16 protein-coding genes are annotated in these 15,164 nt (G+C 39.1%); 10 read left to right on the top strand and 6 right to left on the bottom strand.

What is annotated here, in order from left to right; genetic code table 11:
• Positions 1-17 precede the first annotated feature (17 nt).
• Positions 18-821, bottom strand: a complete 804-nt coding sequence (gene suhB / locus FCS21_RS06600) for an inositol-1-monophosphatase (RefSeq protein WP_138621676.1) — start codon at positions 819-821, stop codon at positions 18-20.
• A gap of 363 nt (positions 822-1,184) precedes the next feature.
• On the opposite strand from suhB, the gene trmJ reads away from it, so the two are divergent.
• From trmJ to fdx, 9 genes are all read left to right on the top strand, one after another.
• Complete coding sequence (gene trmJ, locus FCS21_RS06595) at positions 1,185-2,027, top strand: tRNA (cytosine(32)/uridine(32)-2'-O)-methyltransferase TrmJ (RefSeq protein WP_246047074.1); 843 nt, start codon at positions 1,185-1,187, stop codon at positions 2,025-2,027.
• A 58-nt stretch (positions 2,028-2,085) separates the two neighbouring features.
• Positions 2,086-2,895: a serine O-acetyltransferase gene (cysE, locus tag FCS21_RS06590; RefSeq protein ID WP_138621674.1), complete on the top strand. Its 810-nt coding sequence runs from the start codon at positions 2,086-2,088 to the stop codon at positions 2,893-2,895.
• A gap of 300 nt (positions 2,896-3,195) precedes the next feature.
• Positions 3,196-3,705 (top strand): Fe-S cluster assembly transcriptional regulator IscR, encoded by a 510-nt coding sequence (gene iscR, locus FCS21_RS06585; RefSeq protein ID WP_138621672.1) that lies wholly within the window; start codon positions 3,196-3,198, stop codon positions 3,703-3,705.
• Positions 3,706-3,750: 45 nt separating this feature from the next.
• Positions 3,751-4,965, top strand: a complete 1,215-nt coding sequence (locus tag FCS21_RS06580) for an IscS subfamily cysteine desulfurase (protein ID WP_138621670.1) — start codon at positions 3,751-3,753, stop codon at positions 4,963-4,965.
• 129 nt (positions 4,966-5,094) lie between these two features.
• Complete coding sequence (iscU, locus tag FCS21_RS06575; protein WP_138621668.1) at positions 5,095-5,478, top strand: Fe-S cluster assembly scaffold IscU; 384 nt, start codon at positions 5,095-5,097, stop codon at positions 5,476-5,478.
• A gap of 11 nt (positions 5,479-5,489) precedes the next feature.
• A complete protein-coding gene (gene iscA / locus FCS21_RS06570; protein WP_138621666.1) occupies positions 5,490-5,813 on the top strand; it encodes an iron-sulfur cluster assembly protein IscA in 324 nt (107 codons plus the stop codon).
• 156 nt (positions 5,814-5,969) lie between these two features.
• Positions 5,970-6,497 (top strand): co-chaperone HscB, encoded by a 528-nt coding sequence (hscB, locus tag FCS21_RS06565; protein ID WP_138621664.1) that lies wholly within the window; start codon positions 5,970-5,972, stop codon positions 6,495-6,497.
• Positions 6,498-6,575: 78 nt separating this feature from the next.
• A complete protein-coding gene (hscA, locus tag FCS21_RS06560) occupies positions 6,576-8,438 on the top strand; it encodes a Fe-S protein assembly chaperone HscA (protein WP_138621662.1) in 1,863 nt (620 codons plus the stop codon).
• Between the two features lie 91 nt (positions 8,439-8,529).
• Entirely contained in the window at positions 8,530-8,868 is a 339-nt protein-coding gene (fdx, locus tag FCS21_RS06555; RefSeq protein ID WP_138621660.1) for an ISC system 2Fe-2S type ferredoxin, read from the top strand.
• 232 nt (positions 8,869-9,100) lie between these two features.
• On the opposite strand, the gene bluB is transcribed toward fdx, so the two are convergent.
• From bluB to FCS21_RS06530, 5 genes are all read right to left on the bottom strand, one after another.
• Positions 9,101-9,784 (bottom strand): 5,6-dimethylbenzimidazole synthase, encoded by a 684-nt coding sequence (bluB, locus tag FCS21_RS06550; RefSeq protein WP_138621658.1) that lies wholly within the window; start codon positions 9,782-9,784, stop codon positions 9,101-9,103.
• Entirely contained in the window at positions 9,781-10,890 is a 1,110-nt protein-coding gene (cobD, locus tag FCS21_RS06545; RefSeq protein WP_171035647.1) for a threonine-phosphate decarboxylase CobD, read from the bottom strand. Before cobD ends, bluB begins: the two co-directional genes overlap by 4 nt.
• Positions 10,891-10,933: 43 nt before the next feature.
• Complete coding sequence (locus FCS21_RS06540; protein ID WP_246047072.1) at positions 10,934-11,959, bottom strand: cobalamin biosynthesis protein CobD/CbiB; 1,026 nt, start codon at positions 11,957-11,959, stop codon at positions 10,934-10,936.
• 13 nt (positions 11,960-11,972) lie between these two features.
• Positions 11,973-12,554, bottom strand: coding sequence for a histidine phosphatase family protein (locus FCS21_RS06535; protein ID WP_138621654.1), 582 nt, complete (start codon positions 12,552-12,554; stop codon positions 11,973-11,975).
• A gap of 204 nt (positions 12,555-12,758) precedes the next feature.
• Complete coding sequence (locus FCS21_RS06530; protein WP_138621652.1) at positions 12,759-14,135, bottom strand: MATE family efflux transporter; 1,377 nt, start codon at positions 14,133-14,135, stop codon at positions 12,759-12,761.
• Between the two features lie 138 nt (positions 14,136-14,273).
• Here FCS21_RS06530 and FCS21_RS06525 point away from each other — a divergent pair, with 138 nt between their 5' ends.
• Positions 14,274-15,161: a LysR family transcriptional regulator gene (locus FCS21_RS06525; protein ID WP_138621650.1), complete on the top strand. Its 888-nt coding sequence runs from the start codon at positions 14,274-14,276 to the stop codon at positions 15,159-15,161.
• Positions 15,162-15,164 lie beyond the last annotated feature (3 nt).

The raw sequence follows: 15,164 nt of genomic DNA, 5'->3' as shown, positions 1-15,164 counted from the left end.
CGATCGTTTAAATAACACTACTTATTAAGCGCATCACCTAAGTGCGGGCGAATTTCTTGTAAGATATCTTTTAAGATACGAGTATTCCCAGCAACAATGTTACCTGAATTGCTATGATTATGGCCACCAGTAAAGTCGGTAACTAATCCGCCCGCTTCAACGATTAGTAACTCGCCTGCAGCAGTACTCCATGGTCTAGTACCAATCTCGAAGAAGCCATCTACACGTCCAGCGGCAACATAAGCAAGATCAAGTGCAGTTGAGCCTGTGCGTCGCAAGTCTGAAGATTTTTGGAATAAAGTTGAGAACATAGCCATATAAGCAATGCTATGTTGTTTGTGTTTTACTGGGAAACCTGTCGCTAAGATAGCGGCTGAAATATCTTTGTTTTTATTGACGCGTATTCTAAAGCCATTAAGTTGAGCGCCTTTACCACGACTGGCTGAAAACAACTCACCACGAACCGGATCAAATACTACCGCTTGTTCTATTTTGCCTTTTACTTTTAGCGCAATAGATACGGAAAAATGTGGAATACCTTTAATGAAATTAGTAGTGCCATCTAACGGATCAATAATCCATTGGTAACTGTCATCACTGCCTTTTAAAACACCCGACTCTTCACCAATAATAGTGTGATCTGGGTATGATTTACGAATAGTCTCAATAATCGCTTCTTCAGCGTTAATATCAACACTGGTAACGAAATCGTTAGTGCCTTTTGATTCAATTTCAACTTTATCAAGTTGCTCAATAGAGCGAACGATAACTTTACCTGCTGTACGCGCAGCGCGCACGGCAATATTTAGCATGGGATGCATATAATAGAGTACCTATTTGTAAATAATTTTTAAAAGAACGAACATTTTCTAAGCAAACATTGTCTTAGAAAATTGAGCGCAAAATTATAGCAAATATAATAACAGTTAGCGATAGACTTATTAAAATAATGTTTAATAATCACACTATTCGTTTAATTACTTTACTTTAGAATGAAAATAACTAGTAAAGAATAAATAATCCTAACTAAATATTGGCAATAGGTGTACTTTTTGTTAACTACAGTAGTAGGGTTTTATGCTAGAATATTGGCCATCTAGATGGGCTGTTAATTGCTAATAAAATGTGCGCAAAAGTCAGCTCCATCGCTATTAAACCCGAATAAGCAAAAAAGAAGAGTAAAAATGTCAGATTCTCAGCAAGATTCTCAACAACGTTCTCCACAAGGCAGCCAACAAAAAGGTGCTACGGGGTCATTATTAGACCGCGTTAAAATAGTATTAGTTAATACCTCAGACTGTCGTAATATTGGCAGTGCAGCACGCGCCATGAAAACGATGGGGTTAAGTCAGTTGATTTTAGTTGACCCTATTGAAATGCCTAATGGTCAAGCGCAAGCCTTAGCGGCAGGTGCTACTGACGTCTTAGCTAATGCAAAAGTGGTCAGTACGCTTGCTGAAGCTATTGAAGATTGTGGCTTAGTTGTCGGTACTAGTGCTCGTTCACGGACGTTACCTTGGCCGATGTTGGAGCCTAGAGGTTGCGGTGAAAAAATGATTGCCGAAGCCGAAGAATATCCTGTGGCGTTAGTTTTTGGTCGCGAAAACAGTGGTCTGACTAATGAAGAATTACAACTGTGTCATTTTCATGTACAAATTCCGGCAAACCCTGATTATAGCTCGTTAAACTTAGCCATGGCAGTACAAACATTAAGTTATGAAGTGCGTACTAGCTATTTATTAGCCCATGATCAAAGTTATCAAGAGCGCAGTACCGGTAATGGTAATCTAGTGGCGAAAGCAAAAAATGAAAATGATGAGCAATACCCTGTGATTGAAGAAACAGAACGTTTCTATCAACACTTTGAAAAAGCGCTTAAAAGTACCGGTTTTATTGTCGAAAATCATCCAGGTCTAGTGATGACTAAACTTAGACGTTTATTTAATCGTGCTAGGCCTGACGTGAAAGAAATTAAAATGATGCGTGGAATTTTTGCCTCTATGGAAAGAACGAGTAAAGAGAAGTAATACCCACTAATTACCACCAACAATCGTTGGTCATTTGAGAAAGTAAGAAGGAATATTTATGTTTAGTCGTATCAAAGAAGATATCAATAGTGTCTTTGATAGAGATCCCGCCGCACGCACCAGTTTAGAAGTGTTACTTAATTATCCAGGTTTACATGCTGTTTGGTTTCATCGAGTGAGTCATCGATTGTGGCGTGCAGATTGGAAATTATTAGCGCGTGTCTGTTCTACTTTCTCACGCTGGTTAACTGGTATTGAAATTCATCCTGGGGCAACCATAGGCCGTCGATTTTTTATTGATCACGGTATGGGCGTCGTTATTGGTGGTACGGCTGAAATTGGTAATGATGTTACTTTATATCAAGGGGTTACCTTAGGTGGTACAAGCTGGAAAGCGGGTAAACGCCATCCAACCTTAGAAGATAATGTGGTTATAGGTGCTGGCGCTCAAGTACTAGGTCCAATAACGATAGGTAAAGGCGGTAAGGTTGGCTCTAACTCCGTTGTGGTTAAAGATTTACCCGCTAATGCTACTGCGGTAGGTATTCCAGGTCGTATTATCCCTGATAAAAAGCACACCGATGAAAGTCAACAACGAGAAGAAGTGGCTAAAAAATATGGCTTTGATGCTTACGCTGTGTCAACTGATAATCCTGATCCTGTTGCTAAAGCCATTGGTCGCTTACTTGATCATATGCATTTAATGGATGACAGGGTGAGTTTACTTTGTAAAGAAGTGAATACTTTAGGTGGTGATATTTGTCCTAAGAACTTACCTGAATTAAGAGTAGGTGAATTCATTGATGATGAAAAAGCGGCTGCAGAGCGTCGTGAAAATAAAGTTGCCAGCTTCGATCCTGAAATTTAGCCCTGCAATGGCTGCGATCTTCAGATAAATTTTATTAGAAAAGCAATAGTTGACTAAAACACTCAGGTATTGCTTTTATCAGACTATTTCTTGGTGTATAATACTTGAGTAAATCACTAGGGTATTTACTTGACTAATCCATATGGTTATGTAAAATTGCCCAGCATTTGCGATTTAAGGCATTTATAGTATTTTTTATACTCTGTTTTACTGCCAAATGGTTTTAATTTAGTCATGTTATTAAATTAAGTTTTTGAGTACACCAACTTGAGTACACAACATAGTGTTTGAGAGCAGATTATGAAACTTACTTCTAAAGGTCGTTACGCAGTTACTGCTATGTTAGATGTTACTATTCATGCAGTGTCTGGGCCAGTATCATTGGCTGATATTTCCGAGCGACAAGGCATATCGTTGTCTTATTTAGAGCAGCTTTTTTCTCGTTTACGTAAACAAGGATTAGTGACCAGTGTTCGTGGTCCTGGTGGCGGTTACCGTTTGGGCAAATGCTCAGCAGAGATTGCCGTTGCCGATGTTATTTATGCGGTAAATGAAAGTGTTGATGCCACTAAATGTTCAGGTAAAGGCAATTGCCAAGATGGAGAGCAGTGTTTAACTCATTCACTTTGGGAAGGGCTAAGCCAACGTATAGAAGGCTTTTTGAAAAATATCACTTTATCGGAATTAGTCGAAAAGGGTGATGTCAAGCAAGTGTCTAAGCGTCAAGATAAATTACATCTCAATGCTCATAAAAGCATCGCCTTAGAAACAGTAATAACCACTAAGAATGTCATGAACGACTGGTCATAACTAGTCGCGTCGTTTTAAATATTTACCACCGGAGAGAGTTAGCGCATGAAGCTTCCTATATATTTTGATTATTCAGCTACTACACCAGTAGATAAGCGCGTAGCAGAAAAAATGATGCAATACATGACCAACGACGGTCATTTTGGTAATCCAGCATCTCGTTCACATAAATTTGGTTGGCAAGCTGAAGAAGCGGTTGATATTGCTCGTAATCAAATTGCTGAATTAATTAATGCTGACCCACGTGAAATTGTTTTCACATCAGGTGCTACTGAATCTAACAACCTTGCTATTAAAGGTGCTGCTAATTTCTACAGTAAGAAAGGTAAGCACATTATTACCTGTAAAACTGAGCATAAAGCCGTACTAGATACCTGTCGTGAACTAGAACGTCAAGGTTTTGAAGTAACGTATCTTGATCCGGAAGAAAATGGTTTAATTGATTTAAATAAATTAAGCGAAGCCATGCGCGATGACACTATTTTAGTGAGCATTATGCAGATAAACAATGAAATTGGTGTTATTCAAGATATCAGTGAAATTGGCGAAATGTGTCGTGCACGCAAAATTATATTTCATGTTGATGCTGCGCAAAGCGCCGGTAAAATCAATATTGACATGCAAGCATTAAAAGTAGATTTATTGTCTATATCAGCACATAAAATGTATGGCCCTAAAGGTATTGGTGCATTATATGTAAGCCGTAAACCACGTGTTCGTTTAGAAGCACAAACACATGGTGGCGGACATGAGCGTGGTATGCGATCTGGTACATTACCGACTCATCAAATTGTTGGTATGGGTGAAGCGTGTCGTATAGCAAAAGAAGAGATGGCACAAGACCAAGCACATGTTACTCAAATGCGTGACCGTTTATGGGCCGGCTTAAATAGCATGGAACAAGTCTTTATTAATGGCGATCCTGATAAACGTTACCCAGGTAACTTAAATGTTAGTTTCAACTTTGTTGAAGGTGAGTCGCTCATCATGGCATTAAAAGATTTAGCAGTATCATCGGGTAGTGCTTGTACTTCAGCAAGTTTAGAGCCGTCTTATGTACTTCGTGCATTAGGTCTAAATGACGAAATGGCACATAGCTCAATTCGTTTTAGCTTTGGTCGCTTTACTACCACAGAAGAAATTGATTACGCCATTGACCTGATTAAAGGGGCAATTGGCCACTTACGTGATATGTCACCACTTTGGGAAATGTTCAAAGATGGCATTGATTTAGATTCTATTGAGTGGGCTGCGCACTAAGCAATAGCTATCACAACATTGATAGTAAACCGTTTAGTAAACAACGTATATTTTAACTAACATTTAGTGTCATATAAGTCCTGTCAGGTAACTACCTGAACATTATTTGGCACAAGCTAGGAGAGTCACATGGCTTACAGCGAAAAAGTACTAGACCATTATGAAAACCCACGTAACGTAGGTTCTCTAGACAAAAACGATCCATCAGTAGCAACAGGTATGGTTGGCGCACCAGCATGTGGTGATGTGATGAAGTTGCAACTTAAAATCTCTGCTGACGGTATTATTGAAGATGCTAAATTCAAAACATACGGTTGTGGTTCAGCAATTGCTTCTAGCTCATTAGTCACTGAATGGGTAAAAGGTAAGACAATTGCAGAGGCTGGTGAAATTAAAAACACTGCCATCGCAGAAGAGTTAGCATTACCACCGGTAAAAATTCATTGTTCTATATTGGCTGAAGATGCCATTAAAGCAGCGATTGAAGATTATAAAACGAAACAAGGTAAATAACGGAGAAAGCAATGTCTGTAACCATGACACCTGCAGCAGCTGAACGTGTACAATCTTTTATGAAAAACCGTGGCAAAGGGCTTGGGCTTCGCTTAGGCATTAAAACCACCGGTTGTTCAGGTTTAGCTTATGTACTTGAATTTGTTGATGAGTTAAATGAGGATGATGAATTGTTCTCTATTGACAATGTGAATATCATCATCGATGCGAAAAGCTTGGTTTACCTTGACGGCATTGAACTCGACTTTACTAAAGAAGGCTTGAATGAAGGCTTTAAATTTACCAACCCTAACGCCAAAGGTGAGTGTGGGTGTGGTGAGTCGTTTAACGTTTAATTTGTCTATTTATCTCATTGTTGTTTTAAACAGCTCAGTTGTTAGAAGTGCTTATTGACTAGCGTCAACTCCGCGCTTCTTCCTAGCAGCTGAATAAAACAACGTTGAGATAAACAACAAATGTATTTGTTCCTATTAAATTAGAGAAGATTCATTTTGAATTACTTCCAACTATTTGGTATCGAAGCTTCCTTCGATGTCGACATACAGCAACTTTCTTCTAGTTACCAAACATTGCAAAAGTCTGTACATCCCGACAAGTTTGTTCACGCCTCAGAACAAGACCAACGCATTGCCGTGCAAAAATCTGCACATATTAATGATGCTTATCAAACCTTAAAAAATCCATTACTACGGGCTGAATATATACTTATTGAGCGTGGTATTGATATGCCAAACGAGCAACATACTTTTGGTGATACCAGCTTTTTAATGCATCAAATGGAACTACGAGAAATGCTTGAAGATGTTAAATCTTCTGGTGATGTTGATGCTGCCTTGCTTGAAGTACAAAATGTATTATCGAGTGAATATTTACAGCTTTCTCAAATGATGAGAGCACAAATAATTGAAAATACTGCAGCATCAAATAGTGCTGCGTGTGATAATTTACGTAAATTAAAATTTTATCAAAAGCTAAATATTGAAGTGGATCGTCTTGAAGATAGCTTGTTTGATGACTAGCAAAACTAGTCAATAATTACTAAGCAAGCACTTAAGTACTTTACCTAAACATTAACTTAAATTACTGAATTAACAATCATGGCTTTATTACAAATTGCAGAACCCGGTCAGAGTACCGTTCCTCATGAACACAGATTAGCTGCCGGTATTGATCTTGGCACTACCAATTCATTGATCGCAAGCGTACAAAGCGGTGATCCGCGTACTCTCGCTGACGAACAAGGGCGTGATATATTACCCTCTGTGGTTAGTTATCAGGCTGATAACAAGGTAGTAGGCTACGCTGCTCAAGCGTTTAGCATTGACGATGCGTCCAATACCATTACTTCTGCCAAACGATTAATAGGTCGTTCACTGGCCGATATTAAAAGTAAATACCCGTCATTGCCATACCAGTTTTGTGGTGATGAAAATCACCCCGAAATTATGACACGCCAAGGCGCTGTTAACCCAGTACAAGTAGCAGCTGAAATATTAAAAAGCTTAAACCATCGCGCAGAAGCGACCTTAGGTGGCGAGCTCACCGGTGTTGTTATTACTGTACCAGCGCACTTTGACGATGCTCAAAGACAAAGTACTAAAGATGCCGCAAAAATAGCAGGTATTAACGTCTTACGCTTATTAAATGAGCCAACAGCCGCTGCGGTAGCTTACGGGTTAGATTCAGGTCAAGAAGGTGTTATTGCTGTTTATGATTTAGGTGGTGGTACTTTTGATATTTCTATTTTACGTTTAAATAAAGGTGTTTTTGAAGTACTCTCCACAGGCGGAGATTCTGCCCTGGGTGGTGATGATTTTGATGTTGTTTTAGTCGATTATATTATCGCACAAGCAGGTTTAGTAAGACCTTTATCACCCTCATTAGAAAGACAATTAATGCAAAAAGCGTGTTTTGCCAAAGAGCAGTTAACTGATCATGAGTATGCTGATATTACTATCACGCTTGATAATGATCAGCCATGGCAACAACGCATCAGCAAAGCGCAATTTAATGAACTTATTACAGGTTTAGTTAATAAAACCTTACGTGCTTGTCGTCGTAGTTTAAAAGACGCTAGTATTAGCGTTGATGAGGTTATTGAAGTCGTTATGGTGGGTGGCTCTACCCGCGTACCTTTAGTGCGTAGTGAAGTAGAAAAACACTTTAATAAAAAACCATTAACCTCTATTGATCCTGATAAAGTGGTCGCTATTGGCGCTGCTATTCAAGCAGATATTTTAGCGGGTAATAAACCTGATAGTGACATGTTATTACTTGATGTTTTACCCTTATCGCTTGGTTTAGAAACCATGGGGGGGTTAGTCGAAAAAGTTATTGCACGTAATACCACAATCCCCGTCGCTAAAGCACAAGAGTTTACTACCTTTAAAGATGGGCAAACGGCAATGGCCGTACACGTCTTGCAAGGTGAGCGTGAATTAGTCGATGATTGTCGTTCACTTGCGCGTTTTGAATTGCGTGGCATTCCCGCGATGACAGCAGGTGCGGCTCATATTCGAGTAACCTTTAAAGTTGATGCAGACGGTTTACTTTCTGTCTCAGCGATGGAAAAATCGTCAGGAGTAGAGTCAAGTATTGAAGTTAAGCCTTCATTTGGTCTTGATGACAGTCAAATTAGCCAGATGATCAAAGATTCTATGAGTAATGCAGCAGATGATATGCAAGCACGTATGTTAAAAGAGCAACAAGTTGAAGCTGTTCGCGTGATAGAGTCTGTAAAAGCAGCATTAGTTGCTGATAGCCGATTACTCAATAGTGAAGAGATACTAGCGATTGAAAGCACTATTAAGTCACTTAGCGACGTAAGCCAAGGAGATGATATTAAAGCGATTGAACAGGCTCTTAAAGCAATAAGTGATAGTACCGATATATTTGCTGAGCGCCGTATGGATAGTTCAATTAGCCAAGCGCTTGCTGGTCAAGCAGTTGATAAAATTTAAACATCTTTTCATGACCTTTAAAGGTAACATGAGATAATACATAAACAGTATTTAGGTTAGGCGAAAGCCTTGCAAGCAGAGAATAAATAACATGCCAAAAATTATATTTTTACCCAATGAAGAATTATGCCCAGATGGCGCAGTCGTTGACGCCGAAAAAGGTGAAAGCGTATTAAATGTTGCCTTAAGAAATGACATAGGTATTGAGCATGCTTGTGAAAAAGTATGTGCTTGTACAACATGTCATGTGATCATTCGTGAAGGTTTTGACTCTATTGAAGAGGGTGATGAACTTGAAGAAGATATGCTTGATAAAGCCTGGGGTTTAGAGCCTGAATCGCGCCTGAGTTGTCAATCAATCGTCGGTGATGAAGACTTAGTGGTTGATATTCCTAAATACACTGTCAATATGGTTTCTGAAAACCATTAATTTATTTCGTTAAATTAACAAAGTTTACAAGGCCATTAACATGAAAGTGTTAATGGCCTTTTTAGTTATTAAGTTTGCTGACAGTACACTTTTTATGACGGTACAATGGGTGAAAAAACGTCAAAGGTCAAACATCACAGTAATCAGTATAATCTTAAGGGAAAGGTAAAAGCTTATAGACAGGAGTTAATGGTAGCGAATCGTTATGCTGGCAAATGCGATCCGCCTTCTCTCATTCATCGTTAACGTTAACTTTGGTGTTAGTTGGGCAAGAAGGTAGCTGCTCATAAAAGACAACTTCTTCTCGTTTTTTCTGTGTTTGCCAACCTTTACTTTTTAATTCTGGCTCGTCTAAAAACTCATCCACATAACCAATGCATAAATAACCAATTAACTCGGTATTACTGGGTGCATTCACTATTTTTTTCACGACTTCAGGTTCAATAATACTGACCCAACCGACACCAATATTTAGCGAACGTGCCATCAACCATAAATTTTGAATGGCACAAACTACGCTAAAACGGCCCATATCCTTCATTGAGCTTTGCCCTAACACAGGTGTATCACTTGGCTTATATAAAACAGCAATGTTAACGGGCGCTTCTCTAATACCTTCTAATTTTAATGCCTTATAATCCACTTGTTTTTGTTGAGAGAACAATTTACTTGAATAGTGATTAACAGTTAAGAAAGAGTTGTAAACGTCTTGTTTGATGTTTTCATCACGTATAATAACAAATTGCCACGGTTGAGAATAACCAACCGAAGGCGCGTATAATGCGGCATCAATGAGTTTATTAACCGTTGCCGGGGACACTGGCGTGTCAATAAAGCGATTTCCTCTAACGTCGCGCCTAAGCCTTAATACCTCTTCAAGCAATGCAACATCAGCTTGGGTAAAATGTTTATTCATAAAGTTGTTACTGATTTTATTGGGGTAAGTAATAGTTTACACGCTTGCTCACAGGCCGCTGCTAGGCGCGGTAATAACGCTTGCGTAGTGATACCAAACCTTAAGGTGTCTTGCTCGTCAGATAACCGACAATAAACGCCTTGTTGGCACAGTAAATGATAAAGCTTTTTGGCTGTCTCTTGATGATGAAAATGTAAGGTAATAAATAAGTCACAGCCATGAGAGCTTTGTAATACCGTGTTTGGAAATACTTGCGCAAACATGAGTGCTTGCGCCACTTTAAGTTGATGTAATGTTTCTTTTTGCGTTTGCTGCCATTGGGTGTCTTTTAGGGCATGCTCGGCAATAACTTGTGCAGGACCATTTACTTGCCATGGTCCTAAGACACTTTCAAACGCTTGACACCAAAAACTATCAGCGACTAAAAAGCCAATACGAATGCCGGCTAAGCCAAAAAACTTGCCAAAGGAGCGTAATACCAAACAATGGCTATTGCCTATTTGAGTGAAATTTTGTGTCGTATTTTTATCATCAATGCCCCTAGCAATATTGCTACAATACGATTCATTATCTGGCATAACATCAATAAAAGCTTCATCGAGTACCAGTAAACCATTCAAACGCTTTAATTGCTGTTGGTATTTATCAATAACCCGCTTATTAAAAAACTGTCCCGTTGGATTATTAGGATTAATGATCACCAAAACGCTATTGGGCAATAAATCATTCATTTCAGGCAGCAGCGTTTGATAAAAGTGTACAGTGTAACCCGCCAGCTGCCATGCATGAGCATGCTCTTTATAGCCGCGCTCAGGCAAGTAGACATCATTACCTAAAACATTTTTTTGACGATATAATGTCGGTAAAGCTTTAATAATGGCCTGACTACCATTGGTTATTATCAGCTGCGAGCACTGGTAATATTGTTTAGCCGCTGCGATAAGTTCAGGGCTTTTTTGCGGTAATCGTTGCCATATATTAACCGGTAAAGCCGGAATAGGGTAGCTAATGGGCGCAATACCCGTTGATACATCGAGCCAGTGATCAAGTGGGATATTATATTGCTGGGCAATTTGCTCTAACTGGCCGCCATGAAGTAAAGTCATATGATTCCTGTGCACATATGTCATATGTCATATGTCATTAAAGTTAATAAGTTAAATAAAGCGTGAGCTGAAAAACAAAGACGATAGTCACTAATATGATGCAGGCACGTTTGACCACAGTTAAACTTTTTGGGATATCTTTACTCGTTACAGCACTACCACAGCCTAAGGTGAGTGAATTGAGCATTTTTCCGTGATAAAACGCCCGGCCACCTAGTGCCCTATTCATCACCGTAGCGCCAGCAGCCATTACCCAGCCGCCATTATGACTTTTATATTGATTACCTTGCCAGTAAGCATTGCGAATAGCGTTAAGGCAATGACCTTGTCTTACGCCTTGTATAGCATAAAGCAAAGTACAGCACTTACCCGAGACAAACCCCAATAAGTCATCAAGCCGGGCACTGGCGTAACCAAAATGGATAAAATGTGAGCTTTTATAACCCCACATGGCATCTAAGGTATTGGCTAACCTATGTATTATCACCAGTGGTGCGCCGCCTATAATATAGTAAAATAAAGAAGCGATAACCGAATCATGACCATTTTCCAGCATAGACTCAATGGTTGCTCTGGACATTTCTTGCGCTGATAGTTTATCGGTATCTCTGCTAACCAAATAGCCAGTAAAATAACGAGCTGTTGTTAAGTCACCTTTGAGGAGCGGGTGGTAAACTTGCATGGCATGTTGCTTTAAACTCGTTAAGCCGATAGCGAGATAAAGCACAATAGCATCAAGTAGTATTTGCCAATACCAGCTTAAGTAATTAAGGTGATAAAAATAGATAAGAGGTAAAGGTAATACCAATAAGCTCCAAGCTAAGGTTCCCCGTAATTTAGCCGCTAACGTACTTTTGTTACTCTGTTTATTAACAGGGTTTAATCGCATTTCTAGTTTTTTTGCTAACCAACCAAAGCCGACTAAATAATGAAAACGCTTTGCTTCACCTAAATATTTATCAAGTAACAGTGCCAATAATAAGGTAATAAAAAGAGCGAAATTGGGTAATAGTATGAGAATTTGCTGGTAGCTATTTACCATGTCTATATTTACCGTAAGCTCGGGCATAAAATTTACTACTCTAGGTTATTTGCTGAAAACTTTCGTCACTATGTAAATAACTTAATTGTAATAGGCAACCGTTGTCGAATAACTCGTAAGCGTTACCCGTTGAGTTATTCCCTAGCGTAGCTAACAAGCAGCGTAAAGCCTCACCATGAAAAATAACTAACAAGCTTTTATTCAGATGATTTTTTGCCAGCGTTGTTAATGCTTGATAAATACGTGCTCCACAGCTTACGGCACTCTCGCCAGTAGGCGGTGTTAGCGCAGTAAATTGATGCAGTATTTCATCATAGTGTTGATCAACTTTAATACCAGTAATGTACTGTCCTTGCCAGAGCCCTAAATCACGCTCCATAAGTTTTGACCATTGTTCAATAGGACGATTCAATACTTGTTGGCAAATGAGCGCACTATCAACGGCTCGTCCTAATGTGGATGAAACGATTAAGTCGATTTTTTGATTAGCGAGCTTTAAGGCAAGCTGTTCAGATTGTTGTTGACCTATTTGGGTTAACTTACTATCAAGTTGCCCTTGAAAACGGCCTACTTTGTTCCATTGCGTTTGTCCATGGCGAGCTAAATATAAGGTTGTTTTCATATTCTTTATATCAAATAGTGGCTTTTTATTGCTATTAGGTTGCGCAGGGTAACTAAATAAACCACTAGGTTCAACGCAAATATTATTTACAAAGACGATATTTTTTTCAAATGCTTAGTGCTGTTTTAAGTTATTTCTCTACGGCTAAATTCGTTAATTAAAAGTTAAACTTAAAGTAAAGCAGTACCCTAGCGCTAATAGAGCTTAGCAATAACTGGCAATGCTTCGGGTAGTTATGAGTGTTGGTGTTTTAGTTAATCGGTTAACTTCTCGATATAACAGTGGGGCGATGAGCAGTGTTAAACATATATTCGATATCGGTACTAATAACCATATACCGTTAACACCTAACCACTGTGGTAAAAAGAATAAAAACGGTAGTTGCACTAGTATATTAGCAACAGCAATAGCGATGGCTTTACCACTTTGGTTAACCGACATAAAATATACCGAGGCGATAAAGATAAAACCATCTAATGCGTCAGCAAATAAGTGTAAACGTATGCCCATCGCTGTCGCTTCGATAAGCGCGTTATCATCACGAGTAAAGAGTCCAATAACGAAACTGTCATTGAGTACTAATAACAGATACATAGCGATACCAGTATAAACAACAATTTTTACAGCATAGTTAACGGTTTGTTGAATTTTTTTATGATCATTACTACCAAAATAGTAACTCACCGGCGGCTGTAAACCGTTAGCAACACCCTCAGCAAAAAGATAATAAAGCGTGGCTAAATAGCCAACAATAGCAAAGGCAGCAACGTGTACAGCACCGCCGTATTCCATAAATAACTTATTATGTACGGCCATGATAAAGCCGAAATATAAATAGATAAAGAAACCTGACAAACCAAGCGTTACACAATGTTTGGCAATATTAACGTCGGGCATTAACGCACACCAGTTAAGTTGTATATGTGCGTTACTAGTAAAAAAATAAGCTAGTGCTAATAACATAACAATACTTTGAGAAATAATGGTGGCGATAGCTGCGCCAGGTAAGCCCAATGAGTACAGGTCTAACAATACATAATCTAAAATAATATTAAGTAGGGCACCAATAATCATTAACGCAGTGGCTATGTAAGGGCTATTATTATTACGCACTAACATGGGTAGAGCAGTAGCTCCTATAGTTAGTATTGCGCCATAAATAAAAATAGTGATATAACTCATCGCATAGTCATAAACTATGTCTTTAGCGCCTTGTAAGCTCAGTAGTGAATCACTAATAAAGAGTAATGTTGTGGCAGATATCAGCGCAAATATCAGTATCAGCCATAAACTATTGGCAATGACTTTTTGAGCATTAGCTTCTTTTTTTTCGCCGCGAAATATAGACAGTAAGCTACCTGAACCCATACCAATCATTAACCCCAAGCCCATTAAACTACCTAGAACAGGGAAAGCAATATTAATTGCTGCTAAGCCTTTAACACCGACATAATGGCCAACGAAAATGCCGTCAATAACTTGGTACAGCCCTGTAACCATCATCGCGATAACGGATGGCATAGCGTAGTGCCAGAAAGTACTTTTAACTGTGTCTGTCGACTGTAAGTTGGTCTCACTCATGATGGTAGTTTCGTTTCGTTAAGTTGACAGTGATTATAGTTGTTAACAAGATAGAATGAAGTTAATATCCATCCGCTATTCGGATGGTTATAGCTTGGTATTCGCTAAAAATTTACTAATTTTAGATGGGGTGAATGAATGAATTGGACCTTTGATCAGCTCAATGCTTTTGTGTCAGCGGTTAAGTATGGCTCATTCTCAGCAGCGGCTAGGCAATTAGGCAAAGCGCAATCTCGCGTGAGTACAGCCATTAATAACTTAGAGATCGATTTAGGTTTTACTTTATTTGATCGCAGCACCCGTACTCCGACCTTAACCGAGAAAGGTCAAGAAATGTTTGTCGAAGCGTTAGCAGTACTAGAGCAATGTCAGCGCTTAGACTCTAGAGCACAAACCGTTTCTGCAGGGCAAGAGTTAGCGCTAGTACTGGCTATTGATGAAGCCGTACCAATTAATGCTTTAGGTGCGCTTTTTGAGTCTGTCTCTACAACGTTCCCTTTGTTTAAGTTAACGATTATCAATGGCTCGCAAGATGATATAGCGCAATGGGTTGATGAGGGAAAAGCCGATTTTGGCATTTTGTTCTATTATCTTAATGACCTTCCGCAAACATTAGAATATCAATTGCTTAGTCAATTTACTCATGCACTTATTGTGTCGGTTAATCATCCCTTATCAAGTATTGAAGCGCCAACAATCACAGACTTAGCTGCGCATCGTCAGTTAGCCATTTGTGATCGCATGGGTGAGATTCGCGAGAAACCGTTGTCGCCAACGCACTGGCATATTGATAGTTATTATCAAATTACCGAACTAGTGATTCGAACTGTTGGTTGGGCTATTGTGCCAGAGCATGTTGCTCATTCTGAGTGGTATCAGGGACAAATTAAAATTTTATCAACAACAAATATAGCACACCCGCTGTTGATTGAAATGGGGTCGGTTAAGCGACGTGATAGGGGGGGAGGACCTATTATGCAATGGATACGAGCAGAATTAGTGCGTATTTTTCAATCTAATAACTAATCG

The organism is Colwellia ponticola (assembly GCF_005885605.1).
In the GTDB taxonomy this organism is placed as follows: Bacteria; Pseudomonadota; Gammaproteobacteria; order Enterobacterales; family Alteromonadaceae; genus Colwellia; species Colwellia ponticola.
This window is presented reverse-complemented; position numbering and strand designations above follow the sequence as displayed.